The 22,609-nt window shown below is 59.1% G+C and carries 21 protein-coding genes; 9 read left to right on the top strand and 12 right to left on the bottom strand.

What is annotated here, in order from left to right; translation table 11 throughout:
• Nucleotides 1-5: 5 nt before the first annotated feature.
• The 3 genes from QMG79_RS09165 to QMG79_RS09175 are packed head-to-tail and all read right to left on the bottom strand — an operon-like array spanning nt 6 to nt 3,528.
• Nucleotides 6-578, bottom strand: a complete 573-nt coding sequence (locus QMG79_RS09165) for a GNAT family N-acetyltransferase (RefSeq protein WP_283538283.1) — start codon at nt 576-578, stop codon at nt 6-8.
• Nucleotides 575-1,993: a lysine N(6)-hydroxylase/L-ornithine N(5)-oxygenase family protein gene (locus QMG79_RS09170; protein WP_283538284.1), complete on the bottom strand. Its 1,419-nt coding sequence runs from the start codon at nt 1,991-1,993 to the stop codon at nt 575-577. Before QMG79_RS09170 ends, QMG79_RS09165 begins: the two co-directional genes overlap by 4 nt.
• Nucleotides 1,990-3,528, bottom strand: a complete 1,539-nt coding sequence (locus QMG79_RS09175; RefSeq protein ID WP_283538700.1) for a pyridoxal phosphate-dependent decarboxylase family protein — start codon at nt 3,526-3,528, stop codon at nt 1,990-1,992. Before QMG79_RS09175 ends, QMG79_RS09170 begins: the two co-directional genes overlap by 4 nt.
• A 337-nt stretch (nt 3,529-3,865) precedes the next feature.
• Here QMG79_RS09175 and QMG79_RS09180 point away from each other — a divergent pair, with 337 nt between their 5' ends.
• The 3 genes from QMG79_RS09180 to QMG79_RS09190 all read left to right on the top strand — a co-directional run bounded on the left by QMG79_RS09180 (nt 3,866) and on the right by QMG79_RS09190 (nt 5,567).
• Nucleotides 3,866-4,078 carry a hypothetical protein gene (locus QMG79_RS09180; protein ID WP_283538285.1) on the top strand — a complete coding sequence of 71 codons (213 nt, stop codon included), beginning with the start codon at nt 3,866-3,868 and terminating at the stop codon, nt 4,076-4,078.
• A 62-nt stretch (nt 4,079-4,140) separates the two neighbouring features.
• Nucleotides 4,141-4,860, top strand: a complete 720-nt coding sequence (locus tag QMG79_RS09185) for a class E sortase (protein ID WP_349357260.1) — start codon at nt 4,141-4,143, stop codon at nt 4,858-4,860.
• 221 nt (nt 4,861-5,081) lie between these two features.
• Entirely contained in the window at nt 5,082-5,567 is a 486-nt protein-coding gene (locus tag QMG79_RS09190) for a DUF6993 domain-containing protein (protein ID WP_283538287.1), read from the top strand.
• Between the two features lie 19 nt (nt 5,568-5,586).
• On the opposite strand, the gene QMG79_RS09195 is transcribed toward QMG79_RS09190, so the two are convergent.
• The 6 genes from QMG79_RS09195 to QMG79_RS09220 all read right to left on the bottom strand — a co-directional run bounded on the left by QMG79_RS09195 (nt 5,587) and on the right by QMG79_RS09220 (nt 11,201).
• The gene (locus tag QMG79_RS09195) at nt 5,587-5,916 is read right to left on the bottom strand and encodes a GNAT family N-acetyltransferase (RefSeq protein WP_283538288.1); all 330 of its coding nucleotides are present in this window, start codon (nt 5,914-5,916) and stop codon (nt 5,587-5,589) included.
• Between the two features lie 53 nt (nt 5,917-5,969).
• Nucleotides 5,970-6,371, bottom strand: coding sequence for a DUF1304 domain-containing protein (locus tag QMG79_RS09200; RefSeq protein ID WP_283538289.1), 402 nt, complete (start codon nt 6,369-6,371; stop codon nt 5,970-5,972).
• Between the two features lie 33 nt (nt 6,372-6,404).
• Nucleotides 6,405-7,256 (bottom strand): class II fructose-bisphosphate aldolase, encoded by an 852-nt coding sequence (locus QMG79_RS09205; RefSeq protein WP_283538290.1) that lies wholly within the window; start codon nt 7,254-7,256, stop codon nt 6,405-6,407.
• Entirely contained in the window at nt 7,256-8,662 is a 1,407-nt protein-coding gene (locus QMG79_RS09210; RefSeq protein WP_283538291.1) for a GntP family transporter, read from the bottom strand. Before QMG79_RS09210 ends, QMG79_RS09205 begins: the two co-directional genes overlap by 1 nt.
• A 123-nt stretch (nt 8,663-8,785) precedes the next feature.
• Nucleotides 8,786-9,685, bottom strand: coding sequence for an NAD(P)-dependent oxidoreductase (locus tag QMG79_RS09215; protein WP_283538292.1), 900 nt, complete (start codon nt 9,683-9,685; stop codon nt 8,786-8,788).
• 40 nt (nt 9,686-9,725) lie between these two features.
• A complete protein-coding gene (locus QMG79_RS09220; protein ID WP_283538293.1) occupies nt 9,726-11,201 on the bottom strand; it encodes a four-carbon acid sugar kinase family protein in 1,476 nt (491 codons plus the stop codon).
• A 130-nt stretch (nt 11,202-11,331) separates the two neighbouring features.
• On the opposite strand from QMG79_RS09220, the gene QMG79_RS09225 reads away from it, so the two are divergent.
• The 5 genes from QMG79_RS09225 to QMG79_RS09245 all read left to right on the top strand — a co-directional run bounded on the left by QMG79_RS09225 (nt 11,332) and on the right by QMG79_RS09245 (nt 15,480).
• Entirely contained in the window at nt 11,332-12,054 is a 723-nt protein-coding gene (locus tag QMG79_RS09225) for a FadR/GntR family transcriptional regulator (protein ID WP_283538294.1), read from the top strand.
• A gap of 105 nt (nt 12,055-12,159) precedes the next feature.
• A complete protein-coding gene (locus tag QMG79_RS09230; RefSeq protein WP_283538701.1) occupies nt 12,160-12,372 on the top strand; it encodes a dodecin in 213 nt (70 codons plus the stop codon).
• A gap of 226 nt (nt 12,373-12,598) precedes the next feature.
• Nucleotides 12,599-13,420, top strand: a complete 822-nt coding sequence (locus QMG79_RS09235) for an aldo/keto reductase (RefSeq protein ID WP_283538295.1) — start codon at nt 12,599-12,601, stop codon at nt 13,418-13,420.
• Between the two features lie 63 nt (nt 13,421-13,483).
• Complete coding sequence (locus QMG79_RS09240) at nt 13,484-14,455, top strand: aldo/keto reductase (RefSeq protein WP_283538296.1); 972 nt, start codon at nt 13,484-13,486, stop codon at nt 14,453-14,455.
• Complete coding sequence (locus tag QMG79_RS09245; protein ID WP_283538297.1) at nt 14,449-15,480, top strand: SDR family oxidoreductase; 1,032 nt, start codon at nt 14,449-14,451, stop codon at nt 15,478-15,480. The genes QMG79_RS09240 and QMG79_RS09245 overlap by 7 nt, the downstream gene beginning before the upstream one ends.
• 160 nt (nt 15,481-15,640) lie before the next feature.
• Here QMG79_RS09245 and QMG79_RS09250 read toward each other — a convergent pair whose 3' ends face one another.
• The 3 genes from QMG79_RS09250 to QMG79_RS09260 form a co-directional block, all read right to left on the bottom strand.
• Nucleotides 15,641-16,747 carry an HTTM domain-containing protein gene (locus tag QMG79_RS09250; protein WP_283538298.1) on the bottom strand — a complete coding sequence of 369 codons (1,107 nt, stop codon included), beginning with the start codon at nt 16,745-16,747 and terminating at the stop codon, nt 15,641-15,643.
• Nucleotides 16,738-17,493 carry a DUF5819 family protein gene (locus QMG79_RS09255; RefSeq protein WP_283538299.1) on the bottom strand — a complete coding sequence of 252 codons (756 nt, stop codon included), beginning with the start codon at nt 17,491-17,493 and terminating at the stop codon, nt 16,738-16,740. Before QMG79_RS09255 ends, QMG79_RS09250 begins: the two co-directional genes overlap by 10 nt.
• Nucleotides 17,494-17,584: 91 nt before the next feature.
• The gene (locus tag QMG79_RS09260) at nt 17,585-21,454 is read right to left on the bottom strand and encodes a beta strand repeat-containing protein (protein ID WP_283538300.1); all 3,870 of its coding nucleotides are present in this window, start codon (nt 21,452-21,454) and stop codon (nt 17,585-17,587) included.
• Between the two features lie 420 nt (nt 21,455-21,874).
• Between QMG79_RS09260 and QMG79_RS09265 the strand changes: the two genes are divergently transcribed.
• A complete protein-coding gene (locus QMG79_RS09265; protein WP_283538301.1) occupies nt 21,875-22,495 on the top strand; it encodes a LuxR C-terminal-related transcriptional regulator in 621 nt (206 codons plus the stop codon).
• Nucleotides 22,496-22,609 lie beyond the last annotated feature (114 nt).

Consider the following 22,609-nt stretch of genomic DNA (forward strand, 5'->3'; position numbering starts at 1 on the left):
GGGTCCTAACGTGAAACGGTCAAAGTAGGCGCCACATCAGCGGATTGGTGAAGCTTGAGCCGGGCTTCGTGGAAATCAGCCCGGGTGCAGAAGCTCAGGAGGGCCTCTTTGCTCCCGAGGTCCACTTTCCCCGCCGGGACGAAACCCAGCCGGGCATTGAGGGCATGGATCCTGGTGTTCTGCGCATCGGGTTCCACCACGATCCGTTCCACCCGTGGATCCTTGAACAGGCGGTTCAGGACTGCTTCCATGACAGCTGCCGTGAATCCTTGCCGCGGGGCTCCCACTGGCGGCGCCACCATCATGTGCATGCCCACGTCTCCGGGCTGGATTGCGTAAGCTGTGGCCAGGTTAGAGAGTCCAGGCGCGTATTCCTCCATCAGGAACACTGGCTTGCCATCCTCAAGGCCCCACACCGCATGGTGGTGTCCACTGGACTGGATCTGCGTGTAGGCCGCGGCCACCTGTTCCCGGCTGAAGTCCTGCATGTCCCAGAATGTGGCGTAGGGCTGCGTGACCCAGCTGTGCAGGAGTGCGGCATCGGATTCTGGGGCCAGGGAGCGGAACGTGAAGCTCATACGCCCGCGTCCTTCAGCGCACCAGTGCGTTTTTCTGGTCCAGGGAGCTCGCCCGCTCCAGCCGGGTTGGGCGCCCCAAACTGCTGGAATGCGATGCTGCGTTCTACGGCGTACACCTCACGGCCCGTAATTTCACGCAGGATGCAGGAGTTCCGGTAGGCGGCCATGCCCAGGTCAGGGGTGACAAAGCCGTGGGTGTGCAGTTCGGCATTCTGGACAAAAATCTCCCCGGGGGTGGTGCCGGCACTGTAGAACCTGTCGACGTCGAACCGGCCTTGGGCATCGCGTGCAATCCGGTCTGCGATTCCCGCCAGGAATTCGGGTTCTTGGTACGCGTAGCCCGTCGCCAGGACCACTGCCTCGGTTTCCAGGGAGTAGGTGGTGTCCTGTTCCGTGTGGTGCAGGTCTAGGGTGTGGGTGGCAGTTTCCGGATTCCAGCTGGCGGCGGTGAGCTCCGAGTTCGTCAGGAGTTGGGTTTCCACGAGGCCGGTCAGGCTCTTGGCGTACAGAAGGTCATGGATGGCGTCGATCAGATCAGCGTTGATGCCCTTATAGAGGTTCTTCTGGCTCTTGTTCAGCTGGTCCCGCTGGCCTGACGGCAGTGCGTGGAAGTAGTCCACGTATTCCGGCGACGTCATCTCCAGGGTGAGTTTGGTGTATTCGAGCGGGAAGAACCGTGCAGACCTGGTCACCCAGTTCAGCTGGTAGCCATGGGCATCTATGTCTTGCAGCAGTTCAAAATAGATCTCCGCTGCACTTTGGCCGCTTCCTACGACGGTGATGCTGCGAGCAGCCTGCAACTCCGTTTTACGTTGCAGGTAGTCCGCGTTGTGCAACACCAGGCCATGGCCTGTCCCGTTGTGACCTGAGTGCATTGGATCCGCTTGCCCGGGCGCGGCGGGCTCGGCGTTACGGATTCCAACGCACGACGCCGGAATGTAGGGACTTGTCCCTGTTCCCAGGACCAGGCGCCGCGTGCGGAACTCCTGCGGCCCCTCTGGTGAGGACACCAGGAGGCGGTACACGCCGTCGTCGTAGGTCACGTCCGTGACGTTGGTGCCGAACCTTACCGAATCAAGCTGCCCGGCAACCCACTGGCAATACTGGTTGAACTCCGCCCGGAGTGGGTAGAAGTTCTCCCGGATGTAGAACCGGTACAGGCGTCCGGTCTGCTTGAGAAAGTTCAGGAAAGAAAACGGGGACGTCGGATCCGCCAGGGTGACCAGGTCCGCCATGAAGGGAACCTGGAGGTGGGCGGAATCAAGCATCATTCCGGTATGCCATTCGAACCCGGGGCGGCGTTCCAGGAACACGCAGTCCAGGTCTTCTAGCGGCTCGCACAGTGCGGCGAGGCCCAGGTTGAAGGGACCGACTCCGATGCCTATCAGGTCATGGATGGTGGAGGTGGCATTCATGCGTTGTCCTTCTTGTTGACAGCGAGCAGTTGTGCTCCAGCGCAGCGCAGGAGTTCAACGATTTCGGCTATGTCCTCGAGCGTCGCTTCTGCGTTGAGCAGAGTAAATTTCAGATACTGCCTGCCGTTGACCCTGGTCCCGGCCACCACTGCCTGGCCGGTTGCAAACACGGCGGCACGAATAGCTGGATTGAGCGCGTCAGCAACATCCTCGGTCACTGGCACACCATCAGCCGTGGGCCGGTAACGGAACACAAGCGTGCTCAACTGCGGATCTGTCTCGAGCTCAAAATCAGGATCTGCGGCCAGTAGCCCCCCAACCCGCGCGGCCAGGTCGATTGCTTCGTCAAAGAGCGCACCGATTCCATCTGCACCAATGACGCGCAGTGTCATCCAGAGCTTCAGGGCATCAAAACGCCTGGTGGTCTGAATGCTTTTGTCCACCTGGTTGGGGATCTCGGCCTTGGCCGCGCTCTCAGGATTGAGGTAGTCCGCGTAATACGTCACGTGGCGGAGCATTGCTGCGTCACGTACCAGCAGGGCACTGGAACTAACCGGCTGGAAGAAAGTTTTGTGAAAATCGACAGTCACGGAGTCCGCCAGACCAACCCCGGCAAGTAGATTGCGGTACCGGCTGGAGACAATGAGCCCTCCGCCGTAGGCGGCATCTACGTGGAACCAGGAATCGTAGGTCCGGGAAAGGGCCGCAATCTCACGCAACGGGTCAACGGAGCCAAAGTCTGTGGTGCCCGCAGTCCCCACAATTGCCATGGGGACCAGCCCCGCGTCAGTCGCCTCCACAAGGGCAGCGGCCAGTGCGGCTGGATCCATCCGGTGGTCAGCGGTGCACGGAACGGAGATGACGGCGTCGTATCCCAAACCCAGCATGGACGCAGACTTCTGGATGCTGAAGTGGCTGTCAGCGGAAGCGAAAATGCGCAGGCGATCCAGAAGCAGTGGCAGGCGCAGAGCTGCATTGGCGGTCTCCCTTCGCAGCACCGCCACGGCATGGTTGCGGGCTATCAGCAGCGCCTGCAGGTTTGATTGGCTGCCCCCGGAAGTAAATACGCCGTCGGCGGCAGACCCTAGCTGGAGTCTCCCAGCTGTCCAGTCGATAAGGCGGCGTTCAATCATGGTGGCGCCAGCGCTCTGATCCCACGTGTCCATCGATGAGTTCACGGCTGAGAGGATAGCCTCGCCCACCAGCGCGGGAATTACCACTGGGCAGTTCAGGTGTGCGGCGTACTTCGGATCGTGAAAGTAGACTGCGTCGCGCAGGTACACATCCTCGAGTTCAGCCAACGCCGCCGCGGTGTCTTCAAGGGGCAAGTCAAGATCGACGGCGGCCACGCGTTCCTTGAGTCTGGCAGGTTCTACGCCGGTGAAGGGGTGCTCGGTGCCCTCGATTTTGGTGGCGACTGTGTTGACACCCTGCAGGACCTGAGCGACATAGCGGGAGGCATTGCGGGCATTAAAAAGATGGTTGCTAGCGGATAGTGCCAGCTCAACCGAGGAGCCAAAGTCATGAGCGGGCAGCTGCCCTTTCGGTGCAACAGTTTCCTGGGAAAGCGAAGGCTGTTCGGAAGAGAAGCTCTTGTGGTGGGGCAATGCCGTCACGTAAGTAGTCCTTTGGTCGCGATGGAAACGCAGTGGGCAAGGTAAACCTTACTTAGGACAGCCTTGCCTACAAACAATTGTGAGCCAATTCATGGTGCGTCGTTGGAATACAGTACGTTTTGCAGTCTTTGATTTTCATCTGACCTGGAGGAAGCGCACACTATGCGGCGTACGCCAGTCTGCTACATTAAGAGACATTTGACGGCGCGCCCAAGACTTTGGGGCAACGTTCTTTTCAGTTCCGTGGGGGTTCACTGTGAAAAAGTACTTGCCAGCAGTCTCAGTCACTGCCTTGCTGGCCCAGACGCTGGTGGCAGGTACAAGTGCTTCCCCTGCGGACGTCGCTGTCGGCGGGCTGTCCGCGACTGGGTCTCCCGAGCCTCTGGTGCCACTGGACGCAGGTGGTGGACTTCGCCCTGTTGTGGGCGGGCCCCTGGCGCTGCTGCCCCGACGCCGGCATCAGCACTAAGTTAGCGGGCTTCCGGTATGGGTTCCAGAAACAGGGCGCGGTCCACATCCTTCCCGCTGTTCATGACGCAGGTGATCGGGGAAATCCTCCTGACAGTCGGCGCCGTGGCCCTTCTCTTCGTTGTGTGGGAGCTGGGCTGGACCACCGTTCAAGCCAATGCCTCACAACGGGCGGCAATTGATTCTTTTGCCCAGGATTTCCAGGGAAATCTCGCCCCGGGCCCGGCAGGCCCCTCGGCGGCTTCCAGCTACGGAGATCCAGCCAGCACTCCCCTGCCATCAACTGAAGGTGAGGTTTTTGGGGTTGTGTATATCCCTCGATTCGGACAAAACTACGAACCTCGGCCGATGGTACAGGGGACGGGGCAGCGCGAACTCGATACGCTCGGACTTGGGCACTATGAGTCGACAGCAATGCCTGGCGAAGTAGGGAACTTTGTCCTGGCCGGGCATCGGCAGACCCACGGCGCAACCTTGGATGCCATCCACACCCTGGTGCCTGGCGATAAAATCTACGTGCAGACAACTGCAGGCTACTACTCCTACGTTTACCGCAATTTTGCAATAGTCCTGCCCAGCCAGTCAGAGGTGCTGGCTCCCGTTCCGATGCACGTGGGTACAGCGCCAGAAGACAGGTACCTCACGCTCACCACCTGCAACCCTCGATTCGGCGCCAGCGAGCGTTTTATTGCCTATGCAGTGTTCGACTCCTGGCAACCCTTAGATGCGGGGCCGCCCCAAGAAATTGCAGACCAGGTCCGGTCCGCCATGGGAGGCGAGTAAAGGATGTACGGCTGGATATTCAGAACGTTGCCTGGCCCCATCTGGCTGCGCACCGTCTTGTTTTTGCTCCTGATCGCAGCTGCGGTTGCCGCCTTGTTCCACTGGGTCTTCCCATGGCTTTCGGATTTCATCAACCTCAACGCCCCCACCATCGGTGCGCTTTCGCCCGTATCAGTTCAGGGTCAGCCAGAAACTGATTTCCCACTGACGTGGGCCAGCCGATGAGAAAGGACGCTTCGAAGGACAGGCGACACCGGCGGCCGGCACCGTGGGTTGTGGCGCCGGTGGCAGTTCTGATCAGCCTCACAGCCTCCTGCTCAGCGCAGGATGCGCCTGCATCAACGCGCTTCGATTCCTCGCGTGTTCCGGCGTCGGTGGACTCTGTGCTGCCGGGAACTTCAGGTTCCGGCCGCCTCAACACCATCAGGACCACAATGGAAGAGGCCCTCACCAGACTGGCCTCAACCACGCCCCACGTGGAACGGGAGGCGCTGCGCGCAACCCTGATCGGCCTAGATCCAGAAACGGCAGACACCGTCGAGGTGTCCATCTCAACGACGCCAACCGGGCTGGATGTGGAATCCGTTCAGGGGGCACTCTTGATCAGCGGAGAGTGTGTGATAGCTGAGATCAGAGCGGGAAAGGTCACCACCACGGTCTTGCCAGCTCTGAAGAACAGTCACTGTTTTGTTGGGGACCAGCGGTGACAGCACACACCATCCTGACCTACGCTCCCGGCCAGTCTATGTACTGCTCATATCCACCATGTTTTTTCAGATATCCCGCCACATAGGGGCAGTGCGGGACGATGCGCTTTCCTGCCGCCACGACGTCATCAAGGGCAAAATGGACCAGGACCCGGGCCAGCCCTTCCCCTTGGGAACAGTCTGAGGTTTGGGTGTGGATGAAGTCCACATGCCCGGGGCGGTCAACGTAGCTGAGCTGGACTGCAAGAGCGGACCCGGAGTGGAGCTCGTAGCGATGTTGCGCATCATTACGGAGAGTGGAGACATCCGGTGTGAAAGTGTCCGCCGGTATAACGCTGTTCTGGCTCATACCCTGAGAGTGTCACCAGAACCGGCCACTGGCAATGCCCTACTACAAGCCAATCAGGTCGCCACGGCCAGCAGCCCAAAGAAAACTGCCAGCAGCGGTGTGGTCCCCTGGATAATTGCCGGACGGATGCTCCTGCCGCCGGTCTGGGCCAGCACCAGGGCCGCCAGCAGCATGGAACCACAGCACGCAAACACGAGAGTCCAGCCAGCAATAACGCTGCCAGCTGAGGAGGCGATACCCACCAGCGCAACACCGATCAACGCCCCAATGGCAAGAAACAGGTTGTAGAAGCCCTGGTTGTAGGCCAACGACCTAGTGATGTTCGCTTCTTCCTGCGACGGAATATTGAACGTCTTCCAGGTCTTTGGAGTGGTCCAGGTGAAGGACTCCAGCACAAAAATGTAAACGTGCAGGGCGGCAGCAATGAAAGCGAAAAAGAGGGAGACCAGGAGCATGATCTGATCCTAGTCCCCCCTAGCGCTTTGGCCTTATCGACTAAGCATGTTCAATGTCGCCGTGGCGAAGGCCCGCGCGGAACCGTCCCAATCACGGAGGAGTCCCTGAAGGTTTTCTCCATCCGCGCGCTGTGCCGCTATCCCCGCCTGCAGCGTAGCCAGGATGCCCGTCCGCAGTTCCGTGTTGAAGTTGACCTTGCCCACATTCATTGACGCGGCTTTGACCAGTTCCCCTGCGGGGATTCCTGACGCGCCGTGCAGAACGAGGGGCAGGTGCGTGCGGACTGCAATATCCTGCAGGACATCCCAGCGGAGCTGGGGTTCTCCGCTGTACTTTCCGTGGACATTGCCCACTGCAACAGCAAGGAGCTGGGCTCCCGTGGCGCGGACGAACTCCTCCACCTGTGTCGAGTCGGTCAGCCCGGCAACGGCGCTACCCGCGTAATCGGTACCAAAGGCCCGGTCCTCGTCTCCCGCAAGTCCGCCCAGTTCTGCTTCAATCACGACGTCGGCACCTACTGCCGCGCGTACACGCGTCACCAGTCCAACATTGTCAGCGAACGGCAGAGCCGACCCGTCCGCAAGGACAGAATCCGCACCGGCGGTGACGCCGTCGTAAATGACCTGAACGTCGGTGGCATGGTCCAGCTGGATGGCAACGGGGACATCCGCTGCATCCGCAAGGGTGCGCAGCGCAGCTATAAACCGAAGCCCGCTGGGCGTTGTGGGAGTTTTTGGTGCCACCAAGATGATGACCCCCCTGCCGGCGTCCTCTGCTGCCCCGACGACAGCCAGCGCCGTCGTGAAGTCGTAACACGTCAGCGCAGGAACGGCGGAACCGTGCTGCAGTGCAGCGCTGACGAGGTGATCCAGTCGTGTGCGCATCAGAGCGCCAGGCCTCCTGCCAGCATCCAGACACCAAAGGTCAGCACGAACCCGGCAAAGCCCAGGATGGTTGTCAGAACTGTCCAGGTCCGCAGGCCATCGGATACGGACAGTCCCAGGTAGCGGGTGACAATCCAGAAACCGGAGTCGTTCACGTGGCTCAGCCCCAGGGCACCGAACCCGATAGCGACCAGAATCAACGCCGTCTGCAGCGGCGAGTAGCCGCCGTCAGCCACCGACGCTGCCAGCAGACCCGCGGTGGTGATGATGGCAACCGTTGCCGAGCCCTGGGAAGCTCGGAGAATCGCCGCAAGGAGATACGCCATCAGGATTACTGGCAGTCCGGCCTGCTGAAGGCCTTCCGCCAAGGCTGTTCCGATACCGGAGACAGTCAGGACCTTGCCAAAGACGCCGCCGGCGCCCGTGACCAGAATGACGATGGCTGTTGGTGCCAGTGCAGAGTCCATGACTTCCCCGGTGTGCTGGGAGGACCAGCCCCGGCGAATGCCCAGGAAGTAGTAGGCCAGGCCAAGGGCCACCAGCAGGGCAATCAGCGGCGCACCGATAAATGCAGCCAGAGCAGAAGCGAAGGAGTCCTTGGGCAGAATGACAGCGCCTACAGTACCCACCATAATCATGAGAATCGGCAGCACAATCAGGGTGATGATCATCGCCGGGCTGGGAGCAGTCTTGACCTCGGTCTTGACTCCACCCTGCGCCGCGTCCATTTCAACCTGGGAATTGCCGCTGCCAAAAAGTCGGAACTGCTCCGCGGTGGCTGGCAACATCGTGTAGTCCCGGCGGTTCAGTTTCCGGGCCACAAAATAGCCCAGGATTCCAACCGGGATGCAAAGTCCAAGGCCAAGAATGGTGACCCAACCAATGTCAGCACCAAGGATTCCGGCCCCACCCACCACGCCCGGGTGCGGCGGGACCACGACGTGGATGGCCAGCATGATTCCTGCCACGGGGAGCCCGAACTTCACGGGATTGACCCCGGCAGCCTTGGCGAAACCGTAGATGATGGGGATAAGAATGATGAATCCGACGTCGAAGAACACCGGAATAGCCAGCAGAAACGCAGCTGCCGTCAGCGCTGCTATGACACGGCGCGGACCCAGTAGTTGGGTGAATTTCCCGGCAAGCGACTGGGCTCCACCGGAAATCTCGATCATTTTGCCCAGCATGGCCCCGAGGCCCACCAGGATGGCAACAGATCCCAGGGTTCCACCCATGCCGTCAGTGACGGTCTTAATGACATCCTGGAGCGGGATTCCGGCCACCAGTGCCACCAGGACGCTGACAACAAGTAGGGCCAGGAAGGCCGGGATCTTGAACTTAATGACGGCCAGCAAAAGCAGGGCAACGCCTGCCGCCGCGATGGCCAGAAGAGCGAGAGCGCTCATGGTGTGTCTCCTTTGACAGCGCCAGTTAAGCCTGGCGAGCTTGGTTAGTCCGTCCCGGCTGAGCCTGGAAGGTGTGCGACGACGGCGGAGGGGGTGCCGCCGTCATCGCAGTTCGGGGTGGTGTTAGGCGGTTCGCTTTGCGGGCGCGACTACCCTGATGACGGCCGAATCGTCGGCCGCGGCAAGGCCCTGAGCCTGGCCCAGCAGGTAGAGCTGTTCGGCTGCCGCAGCCACCGGTGCTGCGAGCCCAGCAGCACGGGTAGCTTTGCCGACAATGCCCATGTCCTTGACAAAAATATCCAGCCTGGACAGCACTTCGGCACCATTTTCCGAGTAGGCCTCCAGGATCCTGGGGCCTCGATTGGAGAGCATGAAGGACCCTGCTGCCCCGGCCTCAAGCGCCGCAAGAGTCTTTGCCTGGTCCAGTCCCAGCGCATCAGCAAGGGCCATGGCCTCTGCCGCGGCCGCTATGTGGACGCCGCAGAGGAGCTGGTTCACAGTCTTGAGAGCCTGACCATCACCTGGCTTGTCTCCCACCACGGTCAGGGTGGAGGCCAGCAGGTCCAGGGCAGGCTGGGCCTTGGCCCGCGCACCGGGGGAAGCTCCCACCACAATGAGGAGATCGCCCTCCCCGGCCCGCTTGGGTCCGCCGGAAAGCGGAGCGTCCACCAGTTCGACGTCGAACGCCGCCAGTGCGGCCACTGTTGCGGGAATCGCGTCAGTGCCCACTGTGCTCCCCAGAATAACAACGGCGCCGGGTTTCAGGACCGAGGCAATGCCCTGTTCGCCGAAGAGCACCTCGTGCAGCTGCTCGCCGTTGCGCACCGCCAGCAGGAGGGCATCGGCATCCATGGCAGCCTCGCGGGCTGATGCGAAGGTGCGGATACCTGCCTCTTCGGCCAGCGCCAGCCGCGGCTCGGCAATGTCAAAGCCGTGAACGGTGAGTTCGCTGGCAAGACGGGTCGCCATGGGCAGGCCCATGGCGCCGAGTCCAAGGACTGTAACTGTGTACGTACTGGTCATGATCTTCTCCATTAACGGTGGTTGTGCCCTGGACCGCGGGTCAGCTGTTGAAGGCGGTGCTGAGTTTTCGGGTGACGTCCGCAAGCGACTCATCGCCACCCACATTGCCGGCGAACACGATGTAGGGGATGCCTTTGGCTGGCCCATCCACAGGTTCCCAGAGCGAAACGATGCCCGGCAGCATGGGGCCCCGGACAATGGCATGCCGGATCTCCAGGCCGTGGGCGGCCACATCGGAGGACGTGATCCCACCCTTGGCAATCACAAACCGCGGCGGGAAAGTTTTCAGCGTCCTGTTGACAACAGCGACGACGGCGGCGGACACGCTACGGGCAATCTGGAGGCTGGCGACGGCGTCGTCCGTTTTGATCAACAGGCGGCTGGTATGGACAATTACATCGCCTTGTTTGAGGGCGGCCACAACGGCGTCAACAACGGAACCGATGTAGGCCTCCGAGCCGCGGCCCAAGAGTTCCTGAACATCGATCTCTATGGTGCTCGCGCTGGCATGCTGTGCCTTCAACACATTGAGCTGGCGGGTGGTCACCCCCACGTGGGAGCCCACCACAATGAGTCCACCCGCGGTGGACGGCGAGTTCCCCGCGAAGGCCTCTGCCCCGGTCAGTGGTTCCCGGACTTCCTGGCCGATCCTTCCCCGGACAAACGGCGGGCCCACACGGTACAGAAGTTTCTTGCCACGGCGTTCTGCCTCATCCAGGCCCAGCGCCAATGCACGCAAGTCATTCTCACTCACAATGTCCACCACGATCGGTGTAGAACCACTTGCCGGTTGAATGGCGTCAGCAATGGCAGTTGCCCCGCTGCGGATAATGCCCAGGTCCAGGACAATCACGGAGCTCGCTGGGAACCTTCCCTGGGATTTCTCGGCCACATATTCGGCGAGCTCGGAGTTGGCGAAACCGAAACTGGCGTCCTTGGCGAATTCAGTCTCTGCCACGGGGATGAGAGTTCCGGCGGCGTCACCGGTGCCGCGCATGTAGTGAATACCGCCAATAGTGACCCGCCCGGCGTCCGGGAATGCCGGGACAAGCACCACGCCGTCCGTGGACTCTCCGGTGATTTCCAGGACTGTGGCGGCAATGATGTCTGGCTCCAGCGGGTAGTGGCCACGGAGGGTGGAATCGCTGCGGCTTACGAAGCCCAGCTGCAGGTTGGCCAGCCGGGACGCGGAAGCCAGTGCGTGGCGAACAATTTCGGCGTTGCGGGCAGCAGCCTCGTCGGGATCCAGGCTGCGGGTATTCGTCAGGACGTAAACGGCTGGCTTTCCCTGCCCGAAGGCCCAGTCGAAATCTGCTTCGTCCCAGGCGGTCAGAACGGGAATATCTGCAACGGATTGAGTGCCGGTGGGATCATCATCCAGCACCACCAAAACCCGGTTGGCCGCATGGCTACCAAGGAGACCGGAGACGTTCGCTGCGGGAATGCTGACCTCAGCCGGGAACTGCCTGAGGAGTTCCGACTCCAAGATGTCCAAAGACGCTGATTCAGCAGGCATTGCGCACTCCATTGTGAGGATCCGACGTAAAGCAATATGTAAGATGTCTGACATCTGCCATTAGTGTCGCACAGCACATGGGTGCTCGCAAGTAGACTGGGCTGGCATATCTGCACGGGGATGGAGGGGCGTGGCACGAAAATCACTTGTTGGCATGGTTGCTGACGAACTTCTGGATCGCATCATTGCCGGTGATTTCCCCTCTGGCACACCTGTACCCGGAGAGCTGGAGCTGAGCGCCAAGCACGACGTCAGTCGCATGACGGTCCGCGAAGCCATGAAAACCCTTGCAGCCCAAGGCATCCTTAGCGTGGAACGTGGCCGGGGAACATTCGTAAACCCGCTTAACCGATGGGCGTCCCTGGAAGCGGTGCTGCGCGCCGCATCAGAGGGTACGGATGAAGCCCGTACCGCCGTCCAGCTGATCGAACTGCGGCGAATGCTGGAAACCGGGGCCTGCGAACTGGCGGCCAGCAGGATTTCAGGCGCCGAAATCCAGACCCTGCACAACCACGTTGAGGCCATGGCCGACGCTCACAAAAACAATGACGTCGGTGCATTTGTGGAGGCCGATCTTGCCTTCCACGACCTGATTCTGCAGGCGTCAGGAAACGTCTTTGTGGCGGTCCTGTTTCAGCCACTGCAGCGACTGCTGGAGAAGCGCAGAACCGAGACCTCCCGCGTGCGCCTGATCCAAGAACATGCAATCGGGCATCACCGGCACATCACCGCAGCACTGGAATCAGGAGATTCCAGCCGTGCCCGCATCGCCATGGACGAGCATATGCAGCAGACCCTTGATGACCTCCGCACCCTTGTCCTGGGCGTTGCCGGCCCGGACTCCGTTGCCTGAGGCTTGCAGGGAAGTAGACGAAAGCCCCTGGCACAGCGCCGTGGCCGGCACTAGGGTTCAGCTACAGCCCTGCGGGGAATGGACGTCGATCACGAGGAGCCAGCGTTGGCCAATAACACCTATAGCATTACCGAAATTGTGGGCACGTCACCAGACGGGGTGGACGCAGCCGTCCGCAACGGAATTGATGCAGCATCGAGCACCCTGCGGAACCTGGATTGGTTTGAAGTCAAGGAGATCCGCGGCCACCTGAAGGACGGCAAGGTAGCCGACTGGCAAGTGACAATGAAATTGGGATTCAGGCTGGAACGCCCCTAGCCCCAGACGCTGATCCGGCTCTAGCCATGCGCCTTCGCGATGCACCTTCCCCTGGTGCACCGCGGGGGCGCTCATTTTGTCCACGACAGCTCGGACAAATTTTCTAGTACAGCACGGCTAAAAAGAAAAAATGCCAAGGGGGCTGACTATCCGTATAAAAGTGCATAGGGTCGAAGAGGTCTTCGAAAGCGCTTTCCGGCCGAGTGCCCCCATCCCTAGGAGATACATGTCAGAGCTGACACTGAACAACGGCATCACCATTCCGCAACTGGGATTTGGTGTCTTCCAGATTCCGTCCGAAGACACCCAGCGAGTGGTCGAGGATGCCCTGGAGGCCGGGTACCGACATATTGACACTGCTGCGGCCTATCAGAATGAGGCTGGCGTGGGCGCCGCCGTCAGGGCTTCAGGGATACCCCGTGAGGAATTCTTCGTCACCACTAAACTCCGCAACGGAGATCAGGGCAACGTGGAAAGTGCTTTCAGGGCAAGCGTGGATGCATTGGGACTTGATTACGTTGATCTGTACCTGATTCACTGGCCGGTCCCCTCACAGGGGCTCTACTCTCAGGCCTGGAAAGTGATGGAGACCCTGCAGGCTGCTGGGCGAACCCGTTCCATCGGCGTCTCGAACTTCCTGTCCGAGCACCTGGAGAGACTCATGGAATCTACTGAAACGCTTCCTTCCGTCAACCAAATCGAGCTCCATCCCAGCTACCAGCAGAAAGAACTGGCAGCCAAGTGCCGTGAGTTGGGAATCGCCGTTGAGGCATACAGCCCGCTCGGTCAGGGCGAAGATCTCAACAGCACTGCCGTCACTTCAATCGCCAAGGCTCATCAGGCAAGTACGGCACAGGTGGTCCTCGCGTGGCACCTGGCCAATGGCACCATCGTGATCCCCAAATCCTCAGATCCCCAGCGTCTTCGCGACAATCTGGCCGCTGCATCGCTGCAGCTGACACCTGATGAACTGGCAGCCATCACAGCGCTGGAATCCGGTGCGCGGATCGGCGCCGACCCCGCAGTCGCTGCTTTCACCCAATTCTGAGATTTTCCCGATAGCAACAACCGCGTTGGTGGCTTCGCCAATGCACAGGTGAAAGGACACACCATGCAGTTCACCCATCTAGGCCGTTCTGGCCTGAGCGTCTCCCGTCTCTGCCTGGGGACCATGAATTTTGGACCACAGACCGCGGAGGAAGATGCTCATTCCATCATGGATGCAGCCCTTGATGCCGGCATCAATTTCTTCGACACCGCCAATGTTTATGGCGGCGTGGAGCATCGCGGCTGGACAGAGGAAATCTTGGGCCGATGGTTCGCGAAAGGTGGCGGTCGCCGCGAGCGTGTTGTGCTTGCCACGAAGCTGTATGGCGGAATGAGTGAGCGGCCCAATGATTCCAAGCTCTCTGCCCTGAACATCCGGCGGGCCCTCGAGGCGAGCCTGAAGCGCCTCCAGACGGATTACATTGATCTCTATCAATTCCATCACATCGACAGAGAGACACCATGGGATGAGATCTGGCAGGCCATCGATGTGGCCGTCCAGCAAGGAAAGATCATCTACTCGGGCAGCAGCAACTTTGCTGGCTGGCACATCGCGCAAGCGCAGGAGTCAGCCCAGCGCCGAAATTACACCGGCTTGGTCAGCGAGCAGTCCATCTACAACCTGCTCACACGCCAGGTGGAGCTGGAGGTCATCCCCGCAGCGCAGCGATATGGCCTCGGGATCCTGCCGTGGTCACCGTTGCACGGTGGCCTCCTGGGCGGTGTTCTCAAAAAGCAGGAAACCGGCGTGCGGCGCATTGAAGGGCGTGCCCTGGATGCGCTCAAAAAACATGAGGACGCGATCCGCCACTATGAGAAGTTCGCCGATGACCTGGGCCACGCCCCCGGTGATATAGCACTCGCCTGGCTCCTGCACCAGCCGGGTGTCACGGCACCGATCGTTGGTCCGCGAACCCAGGAACAGCTCGATGCGGCCCTCCGTGCACTTGACGTCACGCTCGACGCTGACGCCTTGGCGAAGTTGGACACCATCTTCCCCGGCCACAAGAGCGCACCTGAGGACTACGCATGGTGAGTGCACTACTGGCTACGGCGGACACCGTGGCGCCGCGATCACTGCTCTTTGTTGGCGGCACCGGCGTTATCAGCGCCTGGGCAGCCGAACGCGCTGTTGCCCTGGGACACAGCGTCACCATCCTGAACCGGGGCCGGACTGCCGGACGCCCCGCTCCAGCAGGCGCGGAAGTCCTGACCGCTGACGTCCGGGACACGTCAGCGGTTGCGGCGGCTCTCGGTAACAGAACGTTCGACGCCGTCGCCGACTTTATTTCCTTCACCCCCAGCCAGGCTCGCACCAGCATGGAGCTGTTTCGCGGGCGAACTGGTCAATATGTCTTCATCAGTTCGGCATCGGCCTACCAGAAGCCTCCCACCACGCTGCCCATCCGCGAGTCCACCCCGTTGAAGAACCCTTTTTGGCAGTATTCGAGAGACAAAATTACCTGTGAGGAACTGCTGTTCCAGGCCTATAGGGACAACGGTTTTCCGCTCACAGTGGTCCGCCCGTCGCATACCTATGACAGAACGAAAATTGCCCTGGCGGGGGGATGGACCGACATCCACCGGATGCGTGCGGGGTTGCCGGTCATGGTCCACGGGGATGGCACCTCACTGTGGACGCTTACCCACAGCAAAGACTTCGCCAAAGCATTTGTTGGACTCTTGGGAAGGCCGCAGGCCATCGGGGAGAGCTACACCATCACCTCGGATGAATACCTGCCGTGGGACCAAATTTTTACTCTCTTTGCCCGGGCCGCTGGGGTGGCCGAACCCAACCTTGTTCACGTAGCGTCGGAGACCATTGCTGCCCACAGTCCAGAACTTGGTGCCAGCCTGCTGGGCGACAGGTCCCACTCGGTAGTCTTTGACAACACGAAGATCAAGACATTGGTGCCTGATTTCAGAGCCACCATTCCTTTCGCGGATGGCGCACGGGAAATCATCCAGTGGTTTGACACTCATGCTGACCTGCAGGTGGTCGACAAGGGCCACATGGATCTGAGCAATACATTGACCACATGGGCCAAAAGCACTGTCTAACCAATGGCTACCCCAGAAAAGGGGATCCCACGGCTTGGTCGTGGGATCCCCTTTTCCGTTTCAGAATCAGGACTCAATGAGCCGCACGTAAGCCTGGGTCACGTGTCTGCGTTATCCGAAGTGGATTTTTCTGCCCGTCCACGGACTTGCTCTGCTCACCTCAACGAGAACGTTCCAGATCCCTTTGCAGCTCGGGTTGCCATGCTTCCACCGGCTCTTGGAGCCCAGTCAAGGGAGGCAATTGTGGCTTTGGCCCGTTACTTCGCTTGAACCGCTGAAGGAAGCTGGCGCCCCATTGTTGGATCGCCAACCAGGTTGCACCGCCCACCAGGACAGCATCAGCAGAGGCCATCACGCCCGAGAAAAATGGAAGTCCCATTGCGATAGCGATACCAAGATGCATTGCCAGGATGCAGAGCAGCGCGATCCTGCGCGTAATGCGGTTGAAAAGCAGGAACGGAAATGCCACTTGGATGATGACCGTGAAATATGTCGCGAGTACGGTGCCCCATGTGAAGAAGGTGAGGGCCGACGATAACCACGGAAGCGCCCCATACGTCTCGGATGCAAGTGGGTAGTAGATGGCAGTTCCGTTTTGCCAGAGTGATCCTTGGACCTTGTACATCCCCGCTTCAAAATAGACGATGCACAATTGGGCGATGATCATGCACAGTGCCAAGTTGTGGACTACCGAGCCAACCTGGGTCTCTGGCTTACCCAAGCGTGAACGACGACGCGAGTCGAGGGACCAGCGTCGTGAGATGTCAGCGAACACCAGGTAGATGAGCATGATGCGGAAGAAATAGTTTCCGCCGTCGGCTATTGCCGTGTTCTGGGCATTAAGCCCAGCGTAGAAAACAAAAAGGAGCGGTGTGGTAAAACGTGTCCTCCAGCCAAGGATGAAGGTAATGACCAGACCGATGGTTACCAGGTACCACGCCCAAAAAGCACCGTTTCCGGCATTATTCAAGAAGTCCAACGGCCATGAATATCCCAGAACGCTCCGGTAAGAGTTCCAGTACGCCGCACCTGGACCCCAGATGCGGTCTGCGATGGGCAGGTTGGCTAGTAGCCATCCCAGAACCAAGATTCCAGAGCTGATGCGCATGACGGCGAGACCATACGATCCATGCCGATCGCTGACAAACCATGAGGAGAGGAAAGTAAGCCAGGCACCAGGAACGTGGCGATGGTCCCGAAGCCAACGCCGGAGAGGGCGCCGGTGACGTGCTCCCGACGTCTGCGGTGAGGGCGATGTCACAGCCATGCGTTTCGTGTCTCCTCATCAAAAATGACGACGCTGCGCCATCCAATGTTCATGAAACTTTGCGTCTTGTCCGCAGCCACCTCATGTCTTTTCTCGAAGGGCACCACTGCATCCCTGCGCATACGAACTTCAACCATTGATGCTTTCCCGCCCCATTCCCGAAGGGCATAGAGTGAAGCGAAACCCACCGCAGTGTCTTCCATTCGCTGATAGGTCTTCAGCTGGCTCAATACTTTCGGATTAAAATCCTTTGACGCCGCTGTGTCATCCAGCGCAACGCCAAAGACTGGTTGTCCATCAAGGTGATTGCCCTCTGCCATGCGTCGCATCTCTGGCGACAGAGCTGCCGCGGCGGGCCAGAAACGACTGTGTACGACTTTGGACTGACGGTGCTCTCGGTTTGCGAGGATCCTGGATACACCAGGCTCAGGGGTTTCCTCCGCGCTGACGTTTCGCCACTCAGTGAATTCTGCTCCAGCACTGCTGCCGCCGGCACACACGTCAGCAGTACTGACACATGCTCGGACAAGCAGGTACTCGTCCTGGGAGTAAGCTCCCGGAGCAAAGAGGTTCCAGCCCTGGTCCAGTGGACCGAGAAAATACTTGTTGAGACCAGGTTGGAGAGATTGCTTCAACGGCGTATCCGGGCCGGTGAAAGCAAGAGTTGCTCCGATGTGGGCTCCACCGATGAGGGTTCCGATCAGCAGGATAGCGGCTGGCAGCTTTCGAATACGTGGGGTGGTCACGGAATCACTTTCTATGCGGAGAGGCGGATGTGTGCCTGCGAAGAGGTGAGTTGTGGCGGCAGAGTTTCAAACCCTGCCGCCACAATTCTTCCTATGCCCTAGCGCGCTGCCGGTGCTTACTGACGACTAGCGTAGAGATTCCCGCCACGAGCAGGAGCAGACCGAGTCCCGCAAAGAGCGCGACACTTTCGGCTCCGGTGTTCGCCAACTTGCCGCCGGAGATAACCGTCGACGGCGTTACGCCACTGTTGATTGGCGGCACAGTGAGTGCATTCGCCGCAACATTGACCGAGGTGCTGCCGCCAGGATTATTCAGCCCGTTTGCGGCAGTATTGGCAGCCGTATTCACAGAGACATTGGCTGCGACGTTCTCAGCGGTGTTCGCACCAGTGTTCTCGGCCGTGTTCACGGAAGCGTTCTCAGCCGTATTGTCACCAACGTTCTCAGCGGTATTAGCAGCCGTGTTCACAGAAGCGTTCTCAGCCGTATTATCACCAACGTTCTCAGCGGTATTAGCAGCCGTGTTCTCAGCTGTGTTCGCTTCGGTGTTCGTCGGAATTGAGACCACTTCGAAGCCCGTAGCTCCGTTTCGGCCGGTTTCGTCATCCGTACTGAGCAACGAATAGCTACCGATTTCCAGGCCGTCAGTCGGAACTCGAAGTAGGAAGCGCCCCGATTCGTCCAGCTCTACGGAGTACGTCTTGATCACGGCCGAGTCGTCGCTGCCACCGAGTGTGGTGAGAACAACAGTCGCGGTTCCGCTAGGCGTAAACCCTCGCCCGCTCAACAGAGTGCTTCCGCCAACCAACACAGTCTTTGGAGTGACATCAACGCTGACTGACCCGTTGTCCGCCGTGTTATCAGCCGTGTTTACGTCTGTATTGTCAGCACCATTCACAGCCGTGTTAGCGGCAGTGTTCACGTCCGTGTTGTCAGCACCATTCACAGCCGTATTCACGTCCGTGTTGTCAGCACCATTCACAGCCGTATTCACGTCCGTGTTGTCAGCACCATTCACAGCAGTGTTCACGTCCGTGTTGTCAGCACCATTCACAGCCGTATTCACGTCCGTGTTGTCCGCACCATTCACAGCCGTATTCACGTCCGTGTTGTCCGCACCATTCACAGCCGTGTTATCGGCCGTGTTTACGTCCGTGTTGTCTGCACCATTCACAGCAGTGTTCACAGCCGTGTTATCGGCCGTGTTTACGTCCGTGTTGTCTGCACCATTCACAGCAGTGTTCACAGCCGTGTTATCAGCCGTATTCACGTCCGTGTTGTCAGCACCATTCACAGCCGTATTCACGTCCGTGTTGTCAGCACCATTCACAGCCGTATTCACGTCCGTGTTGTCAGCACCATTCACAGCCGTATTCACGTCCGTGTTGTCAGCACCATTCACAGCAGTGTTCACAGCCGTGTTATCGGCAGTGTTCACGTCCGTATTGTCAGCACCATTCACAGCCGTATTCACGTCAGTGTTCACGTCCGTGTTGTCTGCACCATTCACAGCCGTGTTATCGGCAGTGTTCACGTCCGTGTTGTCTGCACCATTCACAGCCGTGTTATCGGCAGTGTTCACGTCCGTGTTGTCAGCACCATTCACAGCAGTGTTCACAGCCGTGTTCACGTCCGTGTTGTCAGCACCATTCACAGCCGTGTTATCAGCAGTGTTTACGTCAGTGTTGTCCGCACCATTCACAGCCGTATTCACGTCAGTGTTCACGTCCGTGTTGTCAGCACCATTCACAGCAGTGTTCACAGCCGTGTTATCGGCAGTATTCACAGCAGTGTTCACGTCCGTGTTGTCAGCACCATTCACAGCCGTGTTATCAGCAGTGTTCACGTCCGTGTTCACGTCCGTGTTATCAGCACCATTCACAGCCGTGTTCACAGCCGTGTTGTCAGCACCATTCACAGCCGTGTTATCAGCAGTGTTCACGTCCGTGTTCACGTCCGTGTTATCAGCACCATTCACAGCCGTGTTATCGGCAGTGTTCACAGCCGTGTTATCAGCACCATTCACAGCCGTATTCACGTCCGTGTTCACAGCCGTGTTATCAGCACCATTCACAGCCGTATTCACAGCCGTGTTCACGTCCGTGTTCACGTCCGTGTTGTCTGCACCATTCACAGCCGTGTTATCAGCCGTATTCACTGCGGTGTTATCAGCCTGGTTCGGTTCGATCACGGCTAGGACTGCGGTTGCTTCCAATCCTGCAGCGGTACTTCCGGTGATAGTAAAGTCATCAGCCGGCACCGTCCCGCTGGGAACGGGAAGAGGAAGCGAGAACGTCCCCTCAGGAGTTGTCGTTACAGTCAAAGCCGCTCCGACACTAGCTCCCGAGCCGTCGGTAAGCTGGACAGTGACAAGGGTAAGGGGTGGCCACCCAGCGCCATCAACCACTGTGGATTCGCCAGCGACTACACGCCCTGGTGAAGGAACAATACTCGGCGCCAATACCGCCGCACGAACGCTCGATGTCGCAAGATCCAGTGCAACGGGTCCAGCAAGCTGCGGAAGGACTATCACCGAGAGAGCACTGACGGTTGTTGAACCCTGACCGAAAGCGCCCGGCGACGGTTGGGTATTAACAACAAGCTGGGCAGCGCTTGACAGCACAGTTGCCAGGCCGGGGGAGAGCGTCGTGACGGCACCTGTCACAAGACCCGTGATGCCGCTGGTTGCAGCGTTAATGGTGTTGCTGAGGGCAGTTCCGACCAAGGGAACGAGCCCCGAAGCAAGTTGTCCCACAAGAGGGGTGGATATTGCGGTGCTCAAACCAGGAACATTCACCACGATTGACGGAGCCGGGATACCCGAACCTCCAAGGAAACTTGCCAGAGTACCCGTGAGCGTCGCGTTGCCATTCAGGTCTGGCACGATCGGCAAGTCGACGGCCAGGCCAGCGGTGACCGATACCTGCGCTGAGGAAAGGGCGCCAACGACCGCTTGGTTGACTTCGTTTGCGACACCGTTCAAAATTTCCGAAACTGCGACAGTGATCCGATCAATATTTGCCGAGGTCAGGACCAACGTGTTTGCGGGCTGGTTATTGAGTCCAAGGGCATCGAGATCGACGCTGACCTGCCCTGACTGTAGATCAACTGTGACAAGGCCATCAGGGCTTGTTCGCGTTGAAGAGAGGATGGGATCCGTAACCGCGTCAAGAGCCGACCCAACCCCCGAAACAGAGACCGCAACGGGACCGACGGCAACATTGGCCAAATTAACAATATTCAGGTCCAGGCTCAGACCGGCACCTGCACTGTTCAGAGAAGTCGACAGGCCGTCGACAGCTCCCGCCAGGTCAGTTGTCAGGGCTGCCACCAGGGGGCTTCGCACATCCAGCTGAGCGTCAGCAACGACATAGTCGGTCACAACGCTCTGTCCATCTTGATCGGCGCTGGAAGCAAGGGCTCCAACATCCACGCGGAGCTGATCCACGAGGTTCCCTGCCACAACCTGGCCTACGAGCGGTGTCAGATCAAGGGAGGCTGCATCCCCTGTTGAGGTAGGCGATACGGCAATGGCCCCATCAGCACCGATGGCCCCCGCCGAGGCAGATGACTTGGTGGCAGACGGAGACGCAGAATAGCTGTTGAGGACCCCAGCTTGGCCGAGAGAAAGCAACCCGCCTGCCCCGCTGACCGGACTGATGAGCGGTACCCGGACACTACCAAGATCAACCTGAACAGCTTCAAGCAACTGTGCATTTATCGAAGAACCATTCGGACCGCTATCGCTTGGAAATCCACTTCCCGCAAGACCAACACCCGCCAGCCCGGTGGTCAGCAATGAACCTGAGAGGACTTCAGCGCGAGCTTCGCTGAGATCCGTGGGAGCGGCAACTGCACCCTGCAGCGGTGCCAGCACGACGCTGGCCACCACGCCGCCAGCCAGCAACCGCGTCGTATTTCTCTTCCACCGACTCGGTGGACCCCCTGTGAGTAACTTCAAAACTGCTCCTAAGTAAGGACAAATGCCCGCCCGAGACATGGCGTTGCCCGTCGCACACTACTCACGCAGCTCGCGAGTACTCAGTAGCCTCCTCAGTACTATTTAGACACCAGAGAGCCAACCTGAATAAGCGCTCTGGCTCAGCGGAAATGTCCAAGACGGTAACTTCCTCTGGCCTGATATACGGAACTAAGTCATACGTCCGGAAGTTATTACGTGTAGATAGCCAACCCGCTATTTGTTTCAGTAGGTCGGTCACGGGGATTACCCATCTGGAATTCTTCGACGATTTCGTATAAAACTTGAGTGGGATCCGAGGTTGTGTAGAACACCCTGGGAAAAATTGAAAGTGACGGACAGGTCACTTGCTTTGGGGGGAAGATTTCAATTTTGATACAGGAAAAGCTTCGGGTTCATCTGGTGGACGACGACTACCTGGTGCGGCTCGGCATGGAACGGCTATTCGAAGGCATAGAGCAGGTAGACCTCGAGTCAGTCAGTTGTACCGGTGATGAAGCGGTCACGGAGGCATTGGCCCTGTTGCCCGACATTGTGCTGATGGAAACAAACGTACAAAATATCGACGGACTCCGCGCCGTCAGAGAAATTAGCCACCGCATCCCAACAGTAAAGATCGCGATGCTTTCCTCGCACACCTCCTTTGAAATCATGTGCGATGCCTACCATGCGGGTGCCGTTAGCTATTTGTCTAAGCAATCCATTTCCTCCGACCTTGGCGCGGCACTTCGCATGATCCATCGGGGCGAGAGCATCTTTTCCGCGCCGCAGGACCTACAGAGATTTCCACTCCCAGCTCCGCCCGAAGCCTCTTTCGAGATCAAGTTAATACAGCGCCTCCCCAGCAGGGACAGGGCCATTCTCAAGGCACTCACGGCCGGCCAAACTAACGCCCAGATTGCCCTGTCGCTGCATGTCAGCGAAGCTACAGTCAAGGCCCAAATCACAAAAATCATGTCTAAACTCAACGTCAATTGCCGAGTCCAGGTCGCGGTGTTGGCTGCTCAGGCAGGATTCGTTTAGCACTTCGAGGGTTGAGTCCAGGCCACATGCCGAGTAACTTCCCCCGGTATGGCGTATGGCCCGGGTAAGCATCCGTCCGTGGATTTTCCGCCGGCCAGAAACTACTGCCACGGC

Origin of the sequence: Pseudarthrobacter sp. PS3-L1 (genome assembly GCF_030063285.1) — a bacterium.
Taxonomy (GTDB): Bacteria; Actinomycetota; Actinomycetes; order Actinomycetales; family Micrococcaceae; genus Arthrobacter.